Origin of the sequence: Dokdonella sp. (assembly GCF_041395345.1) — a bacterium.
Classification (GTDB): Bacteria; Pseudomonadota; Gammaproteobacteria; order Xanthomonadales; family Rhodanobacteraceae; genus Dokdonella.
This window is the reverse complement of sequence record NZ_JAWLAR010000023.1, coordinates 19,748-41,692: the sequence shown is the minus strand read 5'-3', so window position 1 is coordinate 41,692 and position 21,945 is coordinate 19,748. Positions and strand designations below refer to the sequence as shown.

General features: G+C 62.1%; 21 protein-coding genes. 13 read left to right on the top strand and 8 right to left on the bottom strand.

The genetic code is table 11. The features are described from left to right. Window positions 1–125 precede the first annotated feature (125 nt). Both R3F00_RS17065 and R3F00_RS17060 read right to left on the bottom strand, forming a co-directional pair. The gene (locus R3F00_RS17065; RefSeq protein WP_371282932.1) at window positions 126–1,718 is read right to left on the bottom strand and encodes a sulfotransferase; all 1,593 of its coding nucleotides are present in this window, start codon (window positions 1,716–1,718) and stop codon (window positions 126–128) included. Window positions 1,719–2,019: 301 nt separating this feature from the next. After that, window positions 2,020–2,433: a hypothetical protein gene (locus R3F00_RS17060; RefSeq protein ID WP_371282931.1), complete on the bottom strand. Its 414-nt coding sequence runs from the start codon at window positions 2,431–2,433 to the stop codon at window positions 2,020–2,022. A 131-nt stretch (window positions 2,434–2,564) separates the two neighbouring features. Between R3F00_RS17060 and R3F00_RS17055 the strand changes: the two genes are divergently transcribed. Then, window positions 2,565–4,289, top strand: coding sequence for a DUF1800 family protein (locus R3F00_RS17055; RefSeq protein WP_371282930.1), 1,725 nt, complete (start codon window positions 2,565–2,567; stop codon window positions 4,287–4,289). Window positions 4,290–4,293: 4 nt separating this feature from the next. Beyond that, window positions 4,294–5,670, top strand: coding sequence for a DUF1501 domain-containing protein (locus R3F00_RS17050; protein ID WP_371282929.1), 1,377 nt, complete (start codon window positions 4,294–4,296; stop codon window positions 5,668–5,670). A 202-nt stretch (window positions 5,671–5,872) separates the two neighbouring features. On the opposite strand, the gene R3F00_RS17045 is transcribed toward R3F00_RS17050, so the two are convergent. After that, window positions 5,873–6,991, bottom strand: a complete 1,119-nt coding sequence (locus tag R3F00_RS17045) for an alkane 1-monooxygenase (protein ID WP_371282928.1) — start codon at window positions 6,989–6,991, stop codon at window positions 5,873–5,875. A 112-nt stretch (window positions 6,992–7,103) separates the two neighbouring features. On the opposite strand from R3F00_RS17045, the gene R3F00_RS17040 reads away from it, so the two are divergent. Continuing rightward, window positions 7,104–8,141: an AraC family transcriptional regulator ligand-binding domain-containing protein gene (locus R3F00_RS17040; protein ID WP_371282927.1), complete on the top strand. Its 1,038-nt coding sequence runs from the start codon at window positions 7,104–7,106 to the stop codon at window positions 8,139–8,141. Window positions 8,142–8,358: 217 nt separating this feature from the next. After that, on the top strand, window positions 8,359–8,736 hold the full coding sequence (locus R3F00_RS17035; RefSeq protein WP_371282926.1) for an HU family DNA-binding protein: 378 nt from the start codon (window positions 8,359–8,361) through the stop codon (window positions 8,734–8,736). 209 nt (window positions 8,737–8,945) lie between these two features. On the opposite strand, the gene R3F00_RS17030 is transcribed toward R3F00_RS17035, so the two are convergent. The 4 genes from R3F00_RS17030 to R3F00_RS17015 form a co-directional block, all read right to left on the bottom strand. Continuing rightward, entirely contained in the window at window positions 8,946–9,356 is a 411-nt protein-coding gene (locus tag R3F00_RS17030; protein ID WP_371282925.1) for a hypothetical protein, read from the bottom strand. 36 nt (window positions 9,357–9,392) lie between these two features. Then, window positions 9,393–10,841, bottom strand: a complete 1,449-nt coding sequence (gene mgtE / locus R3F00_RS17025) for a magnesium transporter (RefSeq protein ID WP_371282924.1) — start codon at window positions 10,839–10,841, stop codon at window positions 9,393–9,395. Between the two features lie 304 nt (window positions 10,842–11,145). After that, window positions 11,146–11,592 carry a hypothetical protein gene (locus R3F00_RS17020; protein ID WP_371282923.1) on the bottom strand — a complete coding sequence of 149 codons (447 nt, stop codon included), beginning with the start codon at window positions 11,590–11,592 and terminating at the stop codon, window positions 11,146–11,148. After that, window positions 11,589–12,176 (bottom strand): RNA polymerase sigma factor, encoded by a 588-nt coding sequence (locus R3F00_RS17015; RefSeq protein WP_371282922.1) that lies wholly within the window; start codon window positions 12,174–12,176, stop codon window positions 11,589–11,591. Before R3F00_RS17015 ends, R3F00_RS17020 begins: the two co-directional genes overlap by 4 nt. Window positions 12,177–12,294: 118 nt before the next feature. Here R3F00_RS17015 and R3F00_RS17010 point away from each other — a divergent pair, with 118 nt between their 5' ends. Next, on the top strand, window positions 12,295–12,624 hold the full coding sequence (locus R3F00_RS17010; RefSeq protein ID WP_371282921.1) for a DUF6249 domain-containing protein: 330 nt from the start codon (window positions 12,295–12,297) through the stop codon (window positions 12,622–12,624). A 79-nt stretch (window positions 12,625–12,703) separates the two neighbouring features. Here R3F00_RS17010 and ssb read toward each other — a convergent pair whose 3' ends face one another. Next, window positions 12,704–13,183 (bottom strand): single-stranded DNA-binding protein, encoded by a 480-nt coding sequence (ssb, locus tag R3F00_RS17005; protein ID WP_371282920.1) that lies wholly within the window; start codon window positions 13,181–13,183, stop codon window positions 12,704–12,706. Between the two features lie 410 nt (window positions 13,184–13,593). Between ssb and R3F00_RS17000 the strand changes: the two genes are divergently transcribed. From R3F00_RS17000 to R3F00_RS16965, 8 genes are all read left to right on the top strand, one after another. Further along, complete coding sequence (locus R3F00_RS17000; RefSeq protein WP_371282919.1) at window positions 13,594–15,735, top strand: FAD-dependent oxidoreductase; 2,142 nt, start codon at window positions 13,594–13,596, stop codon at window positions 15,733–15,735. 3 nt (window positions 15,736–15,738) lie between these two features. Further along, window positions 15,739–16,557, top strand: coding sequence for a DUF547 domain-containing protein (locus R3F00_RS16995; RefSeq protein WP_371282918.1), 819 nt, complete (start codon window positions 15,739–15,741; stop codon window positions 16,555–16,557). A gap of 77 nt (window positions 16,558–16,634) precedes the next feature. Further along, window positions 16,635–17,678, top strand: a complete 1,044-nt coding sequence (locus R3F00_RS16990; protein ID WP_371282917.1) for a methyltransferase domain-containing protein — start codon at window positions 16,635–16,637, stop codon at window positions 17,676–17,678. After that, a complete protein-coding gene (locus R3F00_RS16985) occupies window positions 17,672–18,373 on the top strand; it encodes a glycosyl transferase family 2 (RefSeq protein WP_371282916.1) in 702 nt (233 codons plus the stop codon). The genes R3F00_RS16990 and R3F00_RS16985 overlap by 7 nt, the downstream gene beginning before the upstream one ends. Further along, window positions 18,370–19,059, top strand: a complete 690-nt coding sequence (locus tag R3F00_RS16980; protein WP_371282915.1) for a DUF2064 domain-containing protein — start codon at window positions 18,370–18,372, stop codon at window positions 19,057–19,059. The genes R3F00_RS16985 and R3F00_RS16980 overlap by 4 nt, the downstream gene beginning before the upstream one ends. Further along, the gene (locus tag R3F00_RS16975) at window positions 19,056–19,895 is read left to right on the top strand and encodes a sterol desaturase family protein (protein ID WP_371282914.1); all 840 of its coding nucleotides are present in this window, start codon (window positions 19,056–19,058) and stop codon (window positions 19,893–19,895) included. The genes R3F00_RS16980 and R3F00_RS16975 overlap by 4 nt, the downstream gene beginning before the upstream one ends. Continuing rightward, a complete protein-coding gene (arsS, locus tag R3F00_RS16970; RefSeq protein WP_371282913.1) occupies window positions 19,888–20,844 on the top strand; it encodes an arsenosugar biosynthesis radical SAM (seleno)protein ArsS in 957 nt (318 codons plus the stop codon). Before R3F00_RS16975 ends, arsS begins: the two co-directional genes overlap by 8 nt. A gap of 49 nt (window positions 20,845–20,893) precedes the next feature. Continuing rightward, window positions 20,894–21,916 carry an XdhC family protein gene (locus R3F00_RS16965; RefSeq protein ID WP_371282912.1) on the top strand — a complete coding sequence of 341 codons (1,023 nt, stop codon included), beginning with the start codon at window positions 20,894–20,896 and terminating at the stop codon, window positions 21,914–21,916. The last annotated feature ends 29 nt before the right edge of the window (window positions 21,917–21,945 follow it).

Genomic DNA, 21,945 nt, shown 5'->3' with positions numbered 1-21,945 from the left:
TAGTTGAATACGCTCCGCCGACCCCAATCAGGCGGGGCGGATCTGAAGTCGCTGGCGCAACCAAACCGAAACGTAGCAAAGTGTGATGCGGCGCGCAATAAGCACAGGCAAGGATTTGCGGGACTTCAGGCCTGTCGACAGGCGCTCAAGGCGTCTCGAAGGGGCGCCAATGCCTGCCCGTACTTCGCGGCACGAGCCGTGGTTTGACGCAAAGGCTGACGGACCTGGGCAGCGCTCGCCGTGCGTACGCTGCGCGTCGATTCATGAAATCTCAGGCAAGCCTCATCGAACGGCAATCCACAGAACGCGAGCAGTCGCGAAGTTGCTTCTCGTGGCTCGGCCAACAATTCTTCGTGTATCACCTCGTGGACCTGCCCCGGGTAGCGTTCGCTCCAGTGACGGCTCAGTCGATCGAAATCGGACCAGTAGGCAGCCAGTTCATCCATCCTGTAGCTGTATTCCTGACCGCGTGCGAACAGCTGATGGAAGCAGGAAAGGCACGTCTCGAGCGGGTCTCGGCGGCATATGACGACTCTTGCCGACGGCAACATCGCGAGGGCCGCCCCCACGTATTGCCAGTTGAACAGGCCCTTGTCGGTGGACAGGGGACGCTCAGTACGCCAACGGCGGGTCGATTCAAGATAGGACTCACCCAGTCTTGTCCAATCTTGCGGACTCGCATCGACCACCCAGTCGGGAAACGCGACTCCCCTGCGCCTGGATTCCCCTTCGATCACGTTGGGCAGGTCCGGGAGCTCACTGGCCCCCTCGACCTGCGGATGGGCAGCCAGAATCTGCTCCACCAGTGTCGAACCCGAGCGCGGAAGACTGACGACAAAGATGACTTCCTTGCCGTTGTCGCTCCTGCTTGCGGCGGAGACTCCAACGGGAAACGCGGACAGCAGTGCATCAACCTTGGCCGAAAACGCAGCGGCATCCCAGCTCAGTTGTCTGCGCTTGCGCGCATTGGCCAGTACAAGACCGGCAAAAGCGTCCTCGTGCCGACCCGCATCCTCAAGCGCCTTGACGCGGGCAAATCCCAGTGCAATCCGATCGTCCTCGTTCAGATCAGGCAGGGAGAGTGTGTGGGTCATGCGAGCCAATTCCTCGGCAGAGAATCGAACCGTCTTCAGATTGGCCAGTGAATACCATGCATTGCCTGACCTCGGATTCAGGCGAATCGCCTCCCGGAACGAAGCCGCAGCGCCGTCAATGTCGCCGGTGGCCTTGCGCGTATCGCCCAGCACGATTCTGGCTGGCGCGTGCTCTGGCGAGAGTTCGACCGCCCTTTCAAGTGCAACACGCGCCTCATCAAGATCGGCATGTGCCTTGCAGGTCTTGCCGAGGTTGAACCAGGCTGCGGCAAGACCGGGATCGAGCACGGTTGCTTGCCTGAAACTGGCCACGGCGGCCTGGACATCGCCTGACGCGCGCAGGGTGCTGCCCAGATTGTTGTGGATCAGCGGGTCATCCGGATTTTCGACCAGGGCAGCGCGAAGCGCGCGCTCGGCCTCGGCATAGCGTCCCTGGAGATGACTGAGCACCCCTTGCATGCGCAAGACTTCGGGATGCCGCGGCGCCAGGGCCAGCACACCCACCATGGCGCGACCAGCCTCCGTGAAGTTGCGGCTTTCGATGCCTGCCGCAGCTGCTTGCAGCATTCGCTGAGCCGCAGGATCCAGTCCCTGCAGACGCTGGCGCCAATCGGATTTTCCCATTCCCGGCGCACCGGACTTGCTGGACTTGCTGGACTTTTTGCGCTTCAAACGGTGACCGACCATGGCTGAGCCTGAGACCAATACTCTAACCGGAACGCCGCGCCGGGCACCTGCCACACTCCAGGAGCCCACAAACCCTTTGGGTCATCCGATCCGAAGCGTCGCTTTCCCGGGTATCCCGAAGGTCCCGCCAACGCCGCAATTGGCGCGCTGCTTTGGTGTCGAAGGCCTTTTCTATAGCCAGCATGCCGGCTATTCAGCGACTTCCATTTTCAGGCCCCCGCTGAATCGGTGACCGGCCTCAGTCGAATCCGTCGGCAAACAGTTCCGGCACCACACGGATGGATCCCATCATGCCCGATGCGAAATGGAAGTCGCAGAAATAGGGGTATTCGCCCGCTGCCACTAGCATGGCTTCGCCCAGGGTACCGCTGGTGAAGGGGCCAATCGGACTGGCAGGATCGATGGTAGCCACTCCCCCCGACACCGTGCCGCCGAACAAGGGGTGCATCCCGAAATTCGGCACTGCGCGGAACTCGACCAGCGTGCCTTCGCTGATGGTTACGCAGCGCGGCCGATAGCGGAACATGTTGGTGGGATCGTCATTGGCGATCTGGACGACAGCCTCGCCCCGCCTGTCCGCGAAATCATTGTCCAGGCAGTTGTTGAGGGCAAGAGCCGAAGTCGCAGCAGACTGCAGCACCACAAACAGCACTATTGGCAATATCCGGAACTTGCACAGTGATCGCGCAGTGTGAGCCATGCTGTGACTGGCCTCACATCGCTGCACGGTCAATGCCGATACTGTGCCGTTCCGGGATGCGGCGGAGCGGACGAGGGGCTGACATGAAGATTTCATTCTTGCGGGTTGCATTGTCTCTGATCCTACTCGGCCAGTTGCCGCAAGTCTGGGCTGGTGATCACGTCTTCGACGCGGGGTTCGAGCATCGCGCAGAAGGCCCCTACACCGATGCCGACGCGGCACGTTTCCTCACCCAGGCCACCTTTGGCCCGAGCCTCGAGGAAATTTCACGCCTGCGCGATATCGGCTATAACGCCTGGCTGTCCGAACAGGCAAGTCTCCCCGCCTCGCGCCACCGCCCCTATCTCGAAGCGGTCGCCACTAGCGGTGAAGACGTCTACCAGAACATCCGCCAGGAGATCTGGTGGCAGCATGGCATAACCGCGCCGGACCAGTTGCGCCAGCGCGTCGCCTTCGCACTCAGCGAACTGCTGGTCATTTCCGATCAGAATGGTGCGATCGAAGGCTATCCAGTCGCGATGGCCAACTACTACGACCTGCTGGTCGATGGCGCATTCGGCAACTACCGGACCCTGCTCGAACAGGTGACCCTGAGCCCGGTCATGGGTCACTACCTGTCGATGTTCAAGAACCGCAAGCCGGATACCGACCTCAACATCCGCCCGGATGAAAACTACGCGCGCGAGATCATGCAATTGTTCTCGGTGGGCCTGGTGCGGCTGAATCCGGACGGCACCGTGCAAACCTCCGGAGGTCAGCCGATACCTGCCTACGACCAGGACACGATCAGGGGCTTCGCCCATGTATTTACGGGCTGGAACTGGGCCAATTGTCCGCGTACCGATGGCGGTCAATGGTGGGAATGGGAATATTGCCCTTCCGGACCCGTGGACTGGCCCAATCCGGGCTGGGATGCCTGGTGGATGGTCCCGATGGAGCCATGGGAGAGTTACCACGCCTCCGAAGAAAGCAAGCAGTTGCTCGCCTATTCCGGGTCAACCCTGCCCGGCGGCGTCCTGCCTGCGGGCGGCACCGCCGACAGTGACCTGCAGGCGGCGCTCAACAACATCTTCAATCACCCGAACGTTGCGCCGTTCATTGCCCGCCACCTGATCAAGCGAATGGTCACCAGCAACCCTTCACCGGCCTACGTCGGTCGCGTGGCCGCCGTCTTCTCCAACAACGGCATGGGCGTACGCGGTGATCTTGGCGCCACGGTGAGGGCATTGTTGATGGATACCGAAGCGCGCACGCTGCCGAGCCTGGCCAGCAACGGCGGCAAGATGCGTGAGCCCCTGCTCAAGCTGAGCCACCTATGGCGTGCATTGGATGGCCGCGCCGACGATGGGCGCTATCGCGAGTGGTACAGCGATTACTACCTGGCCCAGGCGGCCCTGCGTTCGCCAACCGTGTTCAACTTCTTCCTTCCCGACTACAGCCCTCCTGGCGAGTTGTCCTCGCTGGGGCTGTCCGCACCAGAGTTCCAGATCACCACGGACACGTCGATTGCCAGTGTCTCCAATGGCCTCGGTTACAAGATTTTCTACGATTGGCGTGGCCACAACGGTCAGACCAGCGAGGATATCGTCGTCGACCTCGGGACGGAGCTCGCGATTGCCGCAGATCCGGTGCAGCTGGTCGATCGCTACGACCTGCTGTTCATGAGCAGGACCATGTCGGACTTCATGTTCGACACGCTCGTGACTCACCTGCAGACGTTGCCCAATACCAGCACGGGGCGGCGTCAGCGCGTCCAGGACGCGGTCTGGCTGATCCAGAGCTCCCCCGAATACGCAATCGAACGGTGATGCCATGAAACGACGTGACTTTATCCAGCGCGCCCTGTGCGCAACCGCATCTTCGGCACTGTTCACGAGCTTCGCCGGCAAACTGTCGATTGCCCACGCTGCGGCGATGTCCGGTCGCCGCCTGCTCGGCACCGACTATCGCGCCCTGGTCTGCGTATACCTGTACGGCGGCAACGACGCGTTCAACATGCTGGTTCCGACCAGTACCGCGCTTTACAACGACTATGCCGCGGCGCGCGGCGCCCTGGCTCTGCCCCAGGCGGAACTTCTGTCGCTGAATCCGAGCGTGCCGCCCGTCGGTGGCGGAACCTACGGCCTGTCGCCATCGATGCCGCTGCTGCGCGACCTGTTCAACCAGACCCAGTCTCCCCTCGCGATAGCGGCCAATGTCGGCCCGTTGCTCTACCCGATCACCAAGCCCGAGTACCAGGCCGGCTCGGTGCCGGTGCCGGCACAGCTGTTCTCGCACAGCGATCAGACCGTCGTCTGGCAACGGCCTGCGGCCGACGCGCAGGATCGCCGTGGCTGGGGCGGACGACTTGCCGACATGTTCTTCGAAACAAACAACAACCAGCAGCTTTCGATGAACATCTCCATCGATGGCGAAAATGTCTTCCAGGCCGGAGACGAAGTGGTTCCGTATTTCGTGGGTCAGAACGGTGCCGAGGGCGTTGCCTTCGTTGAAGACTGGCAACCGGAGCGCAGGGCCGCCTTTCTCGCCTTGCGCGATGCCCCGCATGGCAATGCCCTGCAGCGCCAGTATGCAACGGTCATGCGCCGCTCGATGAACAACGAGGTGATGATCAACGAGGCACTGGATGGCGAGACGCCGCTTGCGACATCCTTCCCGAATACGCACCTGGGTCGCCAGCTGCGCATGATCGCGCGACTGATCAACGTGCGATCCTCGCTCGACATGCAGCGACAGATCTTCTTCGTCGGGCTGGGCGGGTTCGACACCCATGACAACCAGCTCGCCGATCAGGCCGATCGGCTCGCCGATCTGGATGGCGCGCTTGCCGCTTTCCATGCGGCAACGGTCGAGATGTCCCTGGATGATTCGGTCACGACGTTCACGGCATCGGAATTCGGCCGCACGACCAGCGTCAATGGCGACGGCACCGACCACGGCTGGGGCAGCCACCACCTGATCATGGGTGGTGCGGTCAACGGCCGGCGCATCTATGGGACACCCCCCAACCTGACCGTCGGCGGCCCCGACGATGCGGATTGGGGCCAGATCATTCCAACCACTTCGGTTGACCAGTATGCGGCAACCATTGCCCGCTGGTACGGCGTGCCGCCGAGCGACATGTCCACGGTATTCCCGAATATCGGTCGATTCTCTACTCCGGATCTCGGATTCATGAGTCCCGGCTGAGGCCGTCAGGTCTTGCATGCACCCCCATGTCCGGCAGGCGTGTCTGCAACCGGGCAGAATTCGGGTGACTGGCTTTCTGCGACCGACGGCCGTACCACGGTGCTCGCCTTGCCCTAGGCCAAGGCGCCGACCCTTGACGCACACTGCTCTGCGTATTTCGTAGTCGGATGGTTGATCTCGTCAGCCTTCTCGAGACCCGTCTTCAGCCCGGCTGGACATTGGCGCGCCGGATATCTCCCTTGTAGTGATCCAGCACACGATGATCCATGACAGCAAACCAGATACGCGGGAAATGAACCACGGGGATCAGGGCGGCATAGCCGACCGGAAGCTGCGGGCTGTCGTCGAAGTGGCGCAAGGTCTGATAGGCGCGGCGCGGGTTCGCGTGATGGTCTGAATGACGCTGCAACTGGTACAGCATCAGATTGCTGACGATCTGGTTGGCGTTCCAGGAATGCTCGGGCGCGCAACGCACGTATCGACCCGTGTCGTCCTTGCGTCGCAACAGTCCGTAGTGCTCGATGTAGTTGACAGCTTCGAGCAGGGCAGCCCCGTAGAACGCCTGCACCACAAGAAACGGCAGCGCGGCCCAGCCGAATACGGCAACCAGCGCGGAATACAGCACAAGAGTCATCAACCACGCCTGCAGGATGTCGTTGTGCAGGCTGATCGCCGACTTGCCCTGAAGTGCCAGTCTGGCTTTTTCTATTCGCCATGCCGAACGCAGGCTTCCGATCATGGTTCGCGGCAGAAACTGCCAGAACGTTTCGCCCAGTCGCGCACTGGCGGGATCCTCCGGCGTCGCCACGTTCTTGTGATGGCCGCGGTTGTGCTCGACATGAAAGTGACCATAGGCCGCTGGCGCCAGACTGAGCTTGGACATCAGGTCAGCAAACCATCCGCGCTTGTGGCCCCACTCGTGTGCGGTATTGATGCCTCCACCGCTGACGATACCAACCGTGATCGCCAGACCCAGCCATTGCAGTGCATTCAGCTCTGCCGTCGTCGCTACCCAGACACCAATGACCGTGCCCATCATCTGCAGCGGAAAGGTCGCCAGCAGAACACCGCGATAGTACGGATCACCCTCCAGCCGTTCGATGGCGGTTTCCGGAGGATTGCCGGCATCGCTGCCGACCCACCAGTCGAGCAGCGGCACCACGCCATAGATGACAACGGGCCCCGTCCACCAGAACCAGGCTAAACCGCTGAGTTCAACCAGCCCGAACGCAATCAGGGCCAGCGAGGGAACCACCAGACTGATCGGCCACCAATAGCGGCGCCGGTCAACCCAGCCGGGACGGGCAGCGAGTTCGGTCATCATTTGACTCCGCGAAGATTCGGCAGCGGCATTTTCTCTGCAATCCGACATCCTGTCTGGTCATTTCCAGCCATGCTATTGTCAATTCCAGCCACGCTTGCGACCGTTCCCGATGCCCTCCTCTGCCCGAACCCGTGCTTTCCTGCCCGCACGCTACTACGCCCTGCTGGTGCACATGATCCATGGGCCCGACCTTCCGGCAAGCGAGCTGCTGGAACCGATCGGCCTGGATCTCGAAACGCTGGACGATGCGGAGACGATGCTCAGCCCGGATCAGGTTGATGCCTTGCTCAAGCGCGCCGAGCGCATGAGCGGCCGCGATGACCTCGGCATGCAACTGGGCCGCCTGATCAAACCCAGCAGTCATGAGTACCTCGGCTACGCGTTGATGACCTCGGCCACCCTGGGGGACGCCTTGCAGATTGCGGCCCGATACTGGCGCCTGATAACACCGGCCTTCAGGCTGAGTCTGGCCCGGGAACAGCATGGGATTCGCATCATTCTTGAACCCGTTGTCGCGATGAGTCTGTCTTGCCTGCGCTTTCATGTCGACACGATTGCGACAGCGTTCCACGAAGAACTTCGCTTTCTGCTCTCGGGACACGTACCCGCCTATGAGGTTCACCTGCCCTCTGAACTGACGATGGGTCCGGGTATCCGGCGCTGGCTCGCACCGGCACGCGTGCATTTCGACGCGCCGGGAATGACACTCCAAATGCTCATTTCCGAACAGGTCACAGCGCGTCCACTGGCCCTCGCCGATCGCTCGGCATTGAGGATCGCGCGCCAGCGCTGCGATGAAGCCATGGCACGCATGACCGTCCGGGGATCGCTCGGCGACTGGGTCAGGCTGATGCTTGAAAAGGCCAGCGGTCATCAGCCGCGTCAGCAGGAACTCGCCACCATGCTGCATGTTTCCACACGCACGATGAACCGGCGGCTTGACGCCGAAGGCACCAGTTTTCGCCAGCTTGGAACCATTGTCCGCCAGGCCAGGGCTCGACGCATGCTGATCGAAAGCGACCTCAGCATCACCCGTATCGCCCTGCAACTGGGGTATGCGGACACGGCCAACTTCACTCGTGCCTTCCGCATCGAAAACGGAACCACGCCCGCACGATTTCGCAGCCTGAATCGCTCGCTGCAATGAATACTGCCGTTCCGGCAGGCGCGAGACGGGTCAGCCGGAATGGCAGACAACCCGGCACTTGACGCGTGCGGACAGCCGAGTTCCGGTCCGAACCGCAAAAAAACGCGGTGAAACACGTCTAAACCTGCTGTAAAGTGCTTGGCGGCGGGTCCGGCATGCACTACATTCCGACTTGCTACTCGATGGCACCCTTTACACCTCAACAGAAAGAAATCAAATGACCAAGAAACCAGCAAAGAAAGCCGCACCGAAAAAAGCTTCCGCCCCGGCAGCTGCACCGAAGCCGATCAAGGAAGCGATGAGCAAGTCCGGCCTGGTTGCGCACATCGCCGCAGCTACCGAACTCGCCGCCAAGGATGTCCGTGCCGTTCTTGCACACCTCGAAGCGACCATCGCCGGCTCGTTGAGCAAGAAGGGCGTGGGTGAATTCACCCTTCCCGGCCTGCTCAAGATCACCTCGGTCAAGGTTCCGGCCAAGCCGAAGCGCAAGGGCATCAACCCGTTCACGAAGGAAGAGCAGTGGTTCGCCGCCAAGCCGGCTTCCACCAAGGTCAAAGTGCGTCCGCTGAAGAAGTTGAAAGACGCCGCAGCCTGATCATTCAAGGCTGGGGGCAAGGTTTCGCCCCCAGCCGATTTTCCTGCCTCCCGCAGCGGGATGTACGGCAGACATCATCACGCCACGCTTCACTTGCGGCAGATTTGAATCCGCTTGCGCAACGCATTCGGACTTCCCATCCCTGCCCGCTTGCGTATTCCCCGCAGTCCGCATTGCAGCTGGCAGCTCAACGGCATGGCCGGGCCGATTCAGAATCGATGTATCAGGATGCTTGCACAGTAGCAGGCCAGAGCCAGGGTGATGCCTGCAAGCGGAATCCGGAACCAGTAAAGCCAGCCCAGCACCAGAAATCCGGCGAGCATGGCGAAGCCCAGAGCGAGCAGGAAAACCGACCCGAACAGCAGTTCGCCATGGCTCCAGGCGAGATAGCCGTAAATCAGTCCAAACAGCATTGCGCCCATGCTGTGGCTGGCGTTGAATCCAACCCACGCCTTCCACATGGTCGTCTCTCCGGTAATGACCGGTGATACGGCCTGCATGCTTGCGCGCAAGGAAAGGTCGCGTGGCAGCAATTTCGGTCCAATAAAGGTATAGACGAGATGAAGGGTGCCGAGCAGAAGGAAGATCCCTGCGCTGCATGACATGAGTAGCCTAGCCATTCGAACTTCTCCGCGGTCGGAGGGATGGGAGGGCAATCAGATCAGGAAGAGGGTCGCCAGGCCAAGGAAGATGAAGAATCCGCCACTGTCGGTCAGTGCGGTAATCAATACGCTGGCACCCATGGCCGGATCGCGATCGTAGCGGATCAGGGTCATCGGGATCAGAACTCCCATGAGCGCGGCCAGCAGCAGGTTCAGGGTCATCGCTGCGGTCATGACCGCGCCGAGCGCGGCATTTCCGTAGAGCAGCCAGGCCACGATTCCGATCACGCCACCCCAGATAAGTCCATTGAGCACGGCCACGCCGACTTCCTTGCGTAGCAAGCGCTTGGCATTCGCCGGGCTGACCTGACCCAGCGCAAGCGCACGCACGATCATGGTGATGGTCTGATTGCCGGAGTTGCCGCCGATTCCGGCGACGATCGGCATCAGGGCCGCAAGCGCAACCAGCTTCTCGATGGATCCTTCGAAGAGTCCGATCACACGCGAAGCGACAAAGGCGGTAACCAGGTTGATCGCCAGCCAGGTCCAGCGATTGCGCAATGATTTCCAGACTGACGCAAAGATGTCCTCGTCCTCGCGCAGGCCGCCGCGACTCAGGGTTTCCGCATCGCTTTCCTCGCGGATGACGTCGACCATGGCGTCGATGGTCAATCGCCCGATCAGGCGGCCATCAACGTCGACCACGGGTGCCGAGATCAGGTCGTAGCGCTCGAACGCCTCTGCTGCATCGACGACATCCTCGTCCGGGTGGAAGGTATTCGCGTCCACCGCCATGAGCTCGCTGACTTCGCGCGCCGGGTCATTCACCAACAGCCACTTCAGCGGCAGCACACCGGTCAGCAGGTTGTCGCTGTTGACCACGAACAACTTGTCGGTCTGTTCGGGAATTTCCTTGAGGAAACGCAGATAGCGCAGCACGACTTCGAGGGTGACGTCCTCTCGAATCGTGATCATCTCGAAATCCATGATCGCGCCGACCTGATCGTCCTCGTAGGACATGGCCGAGCGCAGCTGTTCGCGCTCGGGAGCATCAAGTCGCTGCATGAGCTCATGCACGACGTCGTCGGGCAGATCCTCGGCCAGATCCGCAAGCTCATCGGCATCCAGCTGCTCGGCAGCGGCGAGGATTTCCGGACCGTCCATGTCCGCAAGCAGCGACTCGCGCACCGCATCGGAGACTTCCAGCAGGATTTCGCCGTCACGATCCGCCTTGACCAGATGCCAGACGCTGAGGCGATCCTCGGGTGGCAAGGCGTCGAGGATGTGGGCCACGTCGGCCGGGTGCAGTTTGTCGATCTCGCGCTGCAATTCGGCGAGGTTCTGCCGGTGCACGAGGCTGTCGACGACGTCCTGATGTGCACCGCCTTCACGATGGACCAGATTCTCGACCAGACGGTGCCGATTCAACATGTCCGTCACCCGGGCCAGATGGCTCTGCAGTGGCGTGGTCGAACGGCTGCTGGTCTCGATTTCAGTCATCATGCGCTCGCATTCCGCCATGCGTGCGCATGGCAGGGATCAGGTCAGAATGTTGGTGGGCCGTTTTCGCGGCATTGCAGTCGACAGTTCGGGATTGGCGGACCGTACCTGGCCTGCGAGCCTTGCTCGTCGACCGATCATCCGTTGCCAACAGTGGCGGACGCAAATGATACGCCGCAGCGGCGGCGCTGTCGCGCCCGAACAAGGAACACGCGAGGGCTGCTCGCGCCGCACGGATTATCAGCCCGACCTGAGTGATGCCGGCAGCCCGGCGAAATGGAGCAGTCGGCTGATCCGAAACCGGGGATCAGACGGGATGCGCTGGCTCATCCGTCATTCGTCTGCGCACGGCCTCCGAGAACCAGGAGACCCCCAGGCAGGCGGCCAACGCCATCGGCCAGGCCAGATTCAGCGTGCCCACCTGGGCCAGCATGCTGAAGGAGTTGCCGAGCCAGTTGCTGCCGTAGATCACGACGGCAGCCAGCGCGCAGACGCCGAATGCGGCCGACAAGCCAAGCAGCAGGAAACGTTCCAGTCTTGACTCTATTTCGGTGGCTTGCCTTCCGGACGCAGCCAGTGCGGCCACGCGCGCGGCAAAGTCGGCCGGCAGCAACGGCTCCGGCGCCTGGTTCAATGCCTGGGCGACAGCCAGATAGGCCGTGCCCAATGTATCGGACGCGGGGATCTCGAGACCCGCACGCTCACATTGCATGGCCCTTTCCTGCGCTTGCCATTCGCGTTCGTCGGGAATCATGCGGCTACTCCTATTCGATCACACAGTGTATCGCGCAACTGTTTGCGGCTGCGAAACAGATGGCTCTTGATGGTGCCCTCAGCGAGTCCGGTTATGGATGCAATCTCTGCAATCGGCATTTCTTCGAGGTGGTACAGGGTCAAGACCGTTCGTTGCAGGGGCGGCAGGCAATCGATGGCCTCGTGCAGCTTTCTCGCCGATTGTCCTTCGATGCAGGCAGCCTCCAGATCGAAATCGTCACTGACCCGATCCAGCGGAGATTCTGCGTCCGCTTCCGCCGACGGCTCGGCTATCGGGATGCGCTTGCGCTCCAGGTGACGCTTGGCGACCGAGTAGGCCACCTGCGCAACCCAGGACTTGAGGGCACTTTCGTTGCGGTACTGATGCAGATAGCGGTACACGCGCAAGAACGCCTCCTGGCACAGATCCTGGGCATCCTGGGGGTGCTTGACCATGCGATGGACGACATGCCAGCAGAGCTTCTCGTACAAACGCACCAGACGTTCGAACGCACCGGGGTCGCCGTTCAATACGGCATCGACCAGGGCCTGGTCCTGCTCAAGGGTGGTCGGTTCGCTGCTCACCTGGACTTTGATACGCCCCAAAGGGCAATGGTTGCAAGTTCATCGATTGCAACCGGGACGGCCCCGGCCGTATCTCCTCTCCTGCACCCCGATTACCCCTCAAAAGGCAGCTACCACGATGGAACTCGAACTCTTCATCCCGATTGTCCTCTTCATCTGCATCACCTACGCCATCAAGGCGGTCGTCGATGCGCGCGTCCGCAAGCAGCTGGTCGCCTCAAATGTCTCGCAGGAGCTGATCCAGTCCATCGTCGAAGCCGACGAGCTACGCCGCCGCCAATCCACCCTGCGCTGGGGTGCGGTCCTGATCGCCCTTGCCTTCGGCTTCGGGCTCATGGAGGCGTTTGCCTGGCGTGACGTCACCCCCGGCGTATTCGCCGTATTGCTTGGCGCAACCGGTGTCGGCAACCTGGTCGCCTATTATCTTTCGCGCAAGTTGCCGGGCTGAACGCAATACCTGGCAGCGAAAAAGGGCGGTCGCAATGCGGCCGCCCTTTTCGCGTTTCTCCGATCAATGACTGGCACGCCTAGAACGGAATATCGTCATCCTCGAAATTGTCGTTCCTGGCTGGCGCTTCTGCCTGGCGCTGGGCAGGTGCGGACTGAGGACCGCGCGGCGCACCACGCTCGCGACTGAAGTTGCCGCCGCCACCGCCGCCACCCGCTTCATTTCCACCACCGAGCATTTGCATCTCGCTGCCGATGATGTCGGTGCTGTAACGCTGTACGCCTTCCTTGTCAGTGTACTTGTCGGTACGAATCGAACCCTCGATGTAGACCTGGCGCCCCTTCTTGAGGTACTCGCCCGCGATTTCGGCCAGACGACCGAAGAGCTTGACCCGGTGCCATTCGGTGCGTTCCTGCTGCTCGCCGGTCTGCTTGTCTTTCCACGACTCGGAGGTTGCGACGCTGAGCGTGCCGATCGCCATGCCGCCAGCGGTGTACTTGACCTCAGGGTCCGCTCCGAGATTGCCCACCAGGATCACCTTGTTGACGCCCCTTGCCATTGCATCGCTCCTCTAGATCGAAAATTCGGTTCAACCACGCCAACCTCGCCTACGCCGGTCTCAGGGACCGCGACGCACCGGACAGGCATACCCGTGCATGATACATGGCGGACAGCCACGGATCGCCGCGCCCGGATACGGAATCGCAGCCACCGCAACCAGCATCGCCCCGTGATTCGCCCGTGCATCGGAGAAACTCGATGAAGATGCCGCCGCGGACTCTGCATGCAAGGATTCGGTTGATTGCCGTTCCAGTACGCGTCAGGCTGAGCCAGGCTGCGGCTTGTCTGCTGCATTGGTCCTGCCCTGGAAAAGCCGGGTTTCGGGCCGAGTGAATGGAATCAGGCTCCGCACCGTTCTAGTAGATCGTCAGGGGAGCGCATGTTTCCCCGCCATTTCGAGGATATGCCGTGTCACGATCCTGGGTTCGCTGGACCGTCGTCGTCGTGCTCGCCCTGGCCGCATTCGCGCTATGGCGCAGCGGACTGCTCGCCGAACTGAGCCTGCAGGGTCTCAAGGCCCGCCAGGATTCACTGGCCGCCTGGGTTGCCGCCCATCACTGGATAGCGCTTGGCAGCTTCTTCCTTGCCTACGTTCTGGTCACCGGTCTGTCCCTGCCGGGAGCCGCGATCATGACCCTGGCCGGGGGGGCGCTGTTTGGCCTGCTTGAAGGTACGGTCCTGATTTCGTTCGCCAGTTCGATAGGCGCGACACTGGCCTTCCTGGTCTCGCGTTTCGTCCTTCGCGACAGCCTGCGCAGCAAATATGGCAAGCGTCTCAAATCATTCGACGAGGGCATCGAACGCGATGGTGCCTACTACCTGTTCACCCTGCGCCTGGTACCTGCAGTGCCCTTTTTTCTGGTCAATGTCCTGGCCGGACTGACCTCGCTCAAGACTCGCGTGTTCTACCTGGTCAGCCAGGCCGGCATGCTGCCGGGCACGATAGCCTACGTGTACGCCGGCACCCAGCTGGCGCAGATCGAAAGTCTCTCCGATATTCTCTCGCCCGGCCTGATCGGTGCCTTCGTCCTGCTGGGGATCCTGCCGCTGCTGATGCGCTGGCTGACACGCTGGATCAGCGCACGCCGTGTCTACGCGAATTACCGGCGCCCACGCACGTTTGATTTCAACCTGATCGTGATCGGTGCCGGATCCGCGGGTCTGGTGTCTTCCTACATTGCCGCCGCGGTCAAGGCCAAGGTGGCCCTGATCGAGCGCCACCGCATGGGTGGCGATTGCCTGAACACTGGCTGCGTGCCTTCCAAGGCGCTGCTGCGCAGTGCCCGACTGCTTGCCGAGGCGCGCAATTCGCAGCGCTATGGCATTGCGAAGATGGCCGCCGAAGTCGAATTCGCCGACGTCATGCAACGCGTGCATGACGTTATCGGCAAGGTGGCGCCGCACGATTCGGTCGAGCGCTACACCGAACTTGGCGTCGAGGTGATCCGCGGCGACGCACGCATCGTTTCGCCCTGGGAAGTGGAGGTCGATGGCAAGCGACTGACGGCACGCAGCCTGATCATTGCGACCGGCGCCCAGGCGCACGTGCCGGAGCTAGATGGCCTCGAGCGCGTCGACTTCCGAACCTCGGATACACTTTGGGAGATCCGCGAGCTTCCGAAGCGCCTGGTCGTGATTGGCGGCGGTCCGATCGGCTGCGAGCTGTCGCAGGCTTTCGCGCGGCTCGGCAGCGAAGTCGTCCAGGTGCAGAAAGGCCGGCATCTGCTGCCCAGAGAAGATGCCGACGCCTCCATTCTTGTCGAGCAGCAATTTGCCGAGGAAGGCATCCGTGTCGAAACCGGATGCGAGGCCGTCCGCGTCGAGCCCGTCGGCAACGGCGGCAGGCTGTTCTGCCGACAGGATGGAAAGGAAGTCGTCTTCGATTTCGATCGTCTCTTGCTCGCGCTCGGGCGCAAGCCCAACGTCAAGGGATTCGGTCTGGAGGAGCTTGGTGTCGTGATCGGGAAAAAGGGCACCGTACAGGCCGATGCCCTGATGCGTACCAACTATCCGAACATTCTTGTGGCCGGCGACGTCGCTGGTCCGTACCAGTTCACCCATGTCGCTTCGCACCAGGCCTGGTACGCCTCGGTCAACGCACTGCTCTCCCCATTCTGGAGTTTCAAGGCCGACTATCGCGTGATCCCATGGGCCACCTTCACCGACCCGGAGGTGGCCCGCGTCGGCCTCTCGGAAAGCGAAGCCAGGGAGCAGGACATCGAAGTCGAGGTAACGAAGTACGGCCTCGACGATCTTGACCGCGCCATCGCTGATTCATCCGACCACGGTTTCGTCAAGGTGCTGACGCCTCCGGGCAAGGACACGATCCTCGGCGCCACCATCGTCGGCGATCATGCCGGCGATCTGCTCGCAGAGTTCGTGCTGGCGATGAAGCACGGCCTGGGCCTGAACAAGCTGCTCGGAACGATCCACATCTATCCGACCATGAGCGAGGCCAGCAAGTACGCCGCTGGCGCCTGGAAGCGCGCCAACGCGCCGCAAGGCCTGCTGCGTCTTGCGCTGCGCTTCTTTGCCTGGCGCCGGGGCTGACCGGTGCGCTGGCTGATCGCGATCACCGGCCTGCTCTTCGCGGCCACATCAGGCGCTGTGAACGCCGCCGATGCCGGCGTCCACGGCATCTGGAATGAGCTTGTCGCAAGGCATGTCCGCTGGAATGCCGAGGGCACGGCGAGCCGCGTCGACTATGCGGGTTTTGCTCGCGATGCCGGCGCCTTGTCGAACTACCTGGAGGAACTCTCCCGTATCGAGCCTGGCGCATTCGAGCGCTGGGCTCGCGATGATCGCGAGGCCTTGCTGATCAATGCCTACAATGCGGCCACGGTCCAACTCGTGCTGACCCGCTATCCGGACCTCGAGTCGATTCGCGAACTGGGCGGGCTTTTCAGCTCACCGTGGAAAAAGCGGTTCGTGGAATTGCTCGGGCGACGAAGAAGCCTCGACGAGATCGAGCACGAACTTCTGCGCGGCGCCGACGATCACGAGGATCCGCGCATCCATTTTGCGGTCAACTGCGCGTCCGTCGGCTGCCCGGCCCTGCGCGACGAAGCCTATACCGGCGCAAGTCTGAAGTATCAATTGCAAGACCAGACACGGCGTTTCCTGAGCGATCGCACGCGCAACCACCTTGGCAACGATGGCGATACGCTCGTTGTCTCCAGGATATTCGACTGGTACGCCAAGGACTTTTCCGCAAGCGCCGGCAGTGTGACGGCTTTTCTTGCCCAGTACGGCGATGCGCTCGATCTCGACAGCGGGATGACTGTGAAGCTGAAGAACGGTTCGCTGCGCATCCGGTTCAGCGAATACGATTGGTCACTCAATGCGCTGCAACGGGGACAGAAATCTGATTGACTTCGCCTGACTCCGCGCATGGCTCCCTTCCCCCCGGACAGGACCGGCGCAGCACAGGAAACTCTTCGGGAAAGCACATGAATCCATCCAGCACGCATGAAGAAGTCCGCCACTACTACGGCGATGTTCTGCAGTCCTCCGGCGACCTCAAGACCGGCGCCTGCTGCCCCAGCGAATCCATGCCGCTGGCGGTTCGGCTGATGCTCGCCGACATCCATCCGGAGATTACCGAGCGCTTCTATGGTTGTGGATCACCGCTGCCGCCAGCGATCAAGGGCATGACCATACTCGATCTTGGCTGCGGGACCGGGCGCGATGTCTACCTGCTCTCGCGCATGGTCGGCGAACAGGGTCGCGTCATCGGTGTCGACATGACACCGGAGCAATTGGCGGTCGGCGCCCGCCACCAGCTGTGGCAAGCCGAGCGCTACGGCTATGCCGAATCGAATGTCTCATTTGTCGAGGGCACGATCGAGCGACTGGACCAATGCGGCATTGTCGATGCCAGCATCGATGTGGTCGTATCCAATTGCGTGCTCAATCTTTCACCGGAAAAGGAAAGGGTATTCGCCGAAATCTTCCGTGTCCTGAAGCCGGGCGGCGAGCTGTATTTCTCGGACGTTTTCGCCGATCGCCGCATTCCCGCCGAACTGAGGACGGATCCCGTCCTGCTCGGGGAATGTCTTTCCGGCGCCCTCTACCTGGAGGACTTCCGGCGACTGCTTGGGCGACTCGGATGTGCCGATGCGCGTTGCGTCAGCCAGGCACCGATACCGCTGCTCGACCCCGCGATCGAGGCACGCATCGGCATGGTCGGATTCCGATCCATGACCATGCGCGCATTCAAGATGGACCTGGAAGATCGTTGCGAGGACTATGGCCAGATCGCGACCTATCGTGGTGACGTCGAGGGCCTGCCACATGCCTTCGTGCTGGATGACCATCACCGCTTCGAGACCGGCAAGCCCATGCGAGTCTGCGGCAATACCTTCGACATGCTCGCCAGCTCGCGGTTTGCCGGACACTTCGTGCTGCAAGGCGACAAGCGCGTTCACTACGGTTTGTTCGACTGCGGACCGGTTCCAGCGGCAGCAGTGCCGGCGAATGGCAGCTGTTGCTGATCGCGATGGTTCCTGGCGTAGACATCATTGTTCCCGCAGGGCCTGGCGATGACGCCTGGCGGGGCCTCCTGCCGCAACTCGCCGAGGCCAATGCGAACCGGATCGCCCTCGTGCTCGCCGGAAACGATGACCCCGACATGGAAAACCCTCCGGCCGGATTGTGTATACACCGGAGTGCGGCCGGGCGCGCAATCCAGCTCAACGCGGGTGCGCGGGGATCGGACGCTGCATGGCTGTGGTTCGTGCATGCCGATTCGCGGGTCATTCCGGCGACTCTGCGCGCAATGCAGCGCTTTGTCGACGACGACGCGGCGGCCATAGGCTATTTTCGCCTGCGCTTTCTCGACGATGGACCGCGCCTGATGTTCCTGAATGCATGGGGCGCCCACTTTCGCAGTCGTGCGCTTGGACTTCCGTTTGGTGACCAGGGCTTGCTGATGCCGCGGCGCATCTTCGATGTACTTGGCGGGTTTGACGAATCAGTGGCCGCGGGCGAGGACCATGACCTGATCTGGTCGGCGCGCACGCGCGGCATACCCCTGCTCCCTGTCCCTGCACCGATCTTTACCAGTGCCCGAAAGTACGCCAAGCGGGGTTGGTGGCGTACGACGCGCGAACACCTCGGCATGACCCGCGATCAGGCGCGCCGCTTTTCCCGACGACATGCGCATCCGGACTCGATTGAGCCGTCATGAGTTGCGCTATCGCCATCTTCGTGAAAACGCCCGGGCATTCGCCGGTGAAGAGTCGGCTGTGGCCCGACATTGGGCGTGACCAGGCCGAACGCCTGCACCTGGCATCGGCCACGGCAGTGGCTTCGGTGGTTGCACGCGCATGTACGGAATCCGCACTGGTCGGCTACTGGGCAACCGCGGAAGCCGCGGCCGGCGTGGCCGCCGACTGGCCGGGTCTCGAGCACGTCGAGCAGGGCGAAGGGAGCCTCGGACTGCGCATGGCTACCGTGTATAGCCGCCTGCTGGCGCGCCATGCTGCGGCCATCCTGATCGGCGCCGATGCGCCGCAACTTGAATCCGCGCAGTTGTCGCAGGCAGCGGACTGGCTGCGGTCCGCACCCGATCGGCTCGTCATCGGGCGCGCCAACGACGGCGGCTTCTGGTTGTTTGGCGGCAACCGCGAACTGCCGCACGCCAACTGGACCGGTGTCGAGTACAGCCGGGCGGACACGGCAACCGGATTCGTGCACGCGATGAAGGATTGCGGCGACTGGCTTGAACTGGCCACACTGCGGGACATCGATGTCGCAGCCGATATCGCACCGGTCCGAGCGCAACTGCATGCACTGGAGCAACCCACACCGGAACAAATCCGACTGGGGTGCTTGCTGGCCGAGATGGGCACCCGGCGGGAGCAACGCGCATGACCCGTTGGCTACTCGATAACGCCGGCATCCTGCGCTTCATTCTGGTCGGCGGCGTGCTGGTGGCCCTGCTCCTGGTCCAGCGTTGGCTACCCCGGCGCGCAGAAACAGGCGCGCGCTGGCGTCGCCTGCGCAACGTGGGTCTGACCCTGATAGCTGCGGCGACGATTTACCTGATCTTGCCCTTGACCGCCGTGGGTTTCGCGGCCGTGGTCGACGACGCCCGCTTCGGCCTGTTCAATCTTCTCGAGCTGCCCTCCCCGGTCGAATTCATCATGTGCATTCTCGCTCTCGACCTTGCCATCTACTGGCAGCATCGATGGATGCATCAGTTCGCATGGTTGTGGCGCCTGCATCGGGTGCACCACAGTGACATCCAGTTCGAAGTGACGCTCGGGCTACGTTTTCATCCGTTCGAGATCATTCTTTCGCTGCTGTACAAGTTTCTCGTCATCGCCCTGCTCGGTGTCGGTCCGGTGACTGTGCTCGCCTATGAGATACTGCTTGCCGTGTTTTCCCTGTTCTCGCACACAGACATGGCCCTGCCCAGCGAATGGGATCGCCGCCTGCGACGGTTGATCATCACGCCGGACTGGCACCGCGTCCACCACTCGGTGCATCGTGCAGAGACTGACAGCAACTACGGCAACTTCCTCAGCCTGTGGGATCGTCTGTTCAAATCCGCCATTGAGCAGCCACGCGATGGCCACACCACGATGCAGATCGGCTTGCACGAATTTCGCGAACCCGACTCACAATCGCTGCCCGCCCTGCTGATCAATCCCCTGGCTCGTTCCAGCCAGTCCGATCGTCCAAGGAATGATTCCGACCATGCGTGATACCTGGCCAAAACTCGAACACAGCGACTTTCCCTCGATCCGGCGCGGAACGATGACGACGCTGCAATTGAACCTCGGCTATCGCTGCAACCTCAGTTGTATTCACTGCCATGTCAACGCCGGACCGCGCCGCACCGAAACCATGAATCGCGCGACGATGGAACTGGCCCTCGAAGTCGGGCGAAAGCTCGGCGTCACGATTCTCGACATGACCGGCGGCTCGCCGGAGATGAACCCGAATTTTCGCTGGCTGGTCGAACAGGCCAGGAGCCAGGGCCTGCACGTGATGGACCGACTCAATCCGACCATCATGGAAGAGCCCGGCTACGAATGGGTAGGCGAGTTTCTCGCCGCCAACAAGGTCGAAGCTGTCGCCTCGCTGCCCTGCTACAGCCAGGAAAATGTCGACGAACAACGCGGCGATGGCGTCTTCGAAAGTTCGATCAGGGCGCTGAAGAAACTCAATGCGCTGGGCTATGCCCAACCGGGCAGCGGACTCGTGCTCAATCTCGTCTACAACCCGAATGGTGCATTTCTTCCTCCCGATCAAGCCAGGCTCGAGGTGCAGTATCACCAGTTGCTCGGGGACAACTTCGACATCCGCTTCAATCACCTCTATGCGCTGGCGAACATGCCTATCCAGCGCTTCGGATCCTGGCTGCTGTCGAAGGGCCAGTTCGAGACCTACATGGCCACCCTGCGCGAGGCGCACCAGGACAGCAACCTGGATTCGGTCATGTGTCGGTCCACATTGAGTGTCGGCTACGACGGAAGCGTATTCGACTGCGATTTCAACCAGATGCTCAAGTTGCCACTGGCCGGCCGCGAGACGAACACGCACCTGCGCGACTTGCTCGACCACGCGCTGCCACAGGAGATCGGCGTTGCCCGCCACTGCTTCGGATGTACCGCGGGACAGGGCTCAAGCTGTGGTGGCGCGCTGAACTGAACTCATTGCAGTCGACGCAGGAGCGCGGCGTCGCTACATTGTCACGCACATGAACGCCGACCCAACCCAGACGCCCGATCCGGCTCGAATCGTTGTCGAGCGAGGATCAGCGGGCGGAATTCGCGCCGTTGTTGAAGCTGCATGTACAGCGCTGGGCACGCCGCAATCACCGACTCTGGCCATCGTGCTTGAAACCACCGGCTCAACCTATGTCGGATCCGGAGCGATCGCCCTGTTCGCCGGCGCTTCACAGACCGGCTGGCTCAGCGGCGGTTGTCTCGAACCGGAAATTGCCCGTCGCGCGGCACAGGCGGCAAAGACTGCATCCATTGAATGGATGGAGGTGGACACGCGAGACGACGAGGCACTGTTCGGCGGCTCGGCCGTCGGCTGTCGCGGACGCCTGCGCCTGGCCCTTCTTCCGCTGCGGGCCTTGCGAGGCTGGTCCGCCCTGGCTGCCGCCTGGCTGGCTCGCCGTGGACCGATGGATATTTCGCTGTCGGCGGATGGAAAGCTCCGCTGCTCGGTGGACCAGGAATCGGCCAACTGGCAGTTGCCTGTCGGCGCCAGCGCCTGGGCCAGCGGACCGACGCCGCCAGTCTGGCAGGTGCGCATCGAGGCTCCTCCGTCCGTGCTCATGTTCGGCGCCGGCCCCGAAGCCCCGGTCCTGCTGCCCTTGCTCCGATCGATGGGATGGATAACCGGCGTCGCCGAGCGCCGCGAGCGCTGGATGGCGGCATCAGGACTGGCCGATCACTACTTCCGGGATGCCCCCGCGGAGGTCCTGCTTCAGGAGGCAGCCACTGGACTCCATGCGGCACTCGTCATGCACCACAATTTCGAACTCGACCTGGACGCATTGCTTGCCCTTGCCGAAAACCCGCCTCCCTTCATCGGCCTGCTTGGACCTCGCAGGCGCCGCGACGACCTGTTCAGGCTCTTGCCGGAATCTGCGCGAGAACGGCTCCTGCCGACCCTGCATTCGCCGGTCGGCCTGAATCTGGGTGGCCGAGGCCCGGAAGCCATTGCACTGAGCATCGCGGCCCAATTGCAGTCGAAACTGCATGACTGACAGGCGGCCAGAACGCTGTGGCCGGCTAT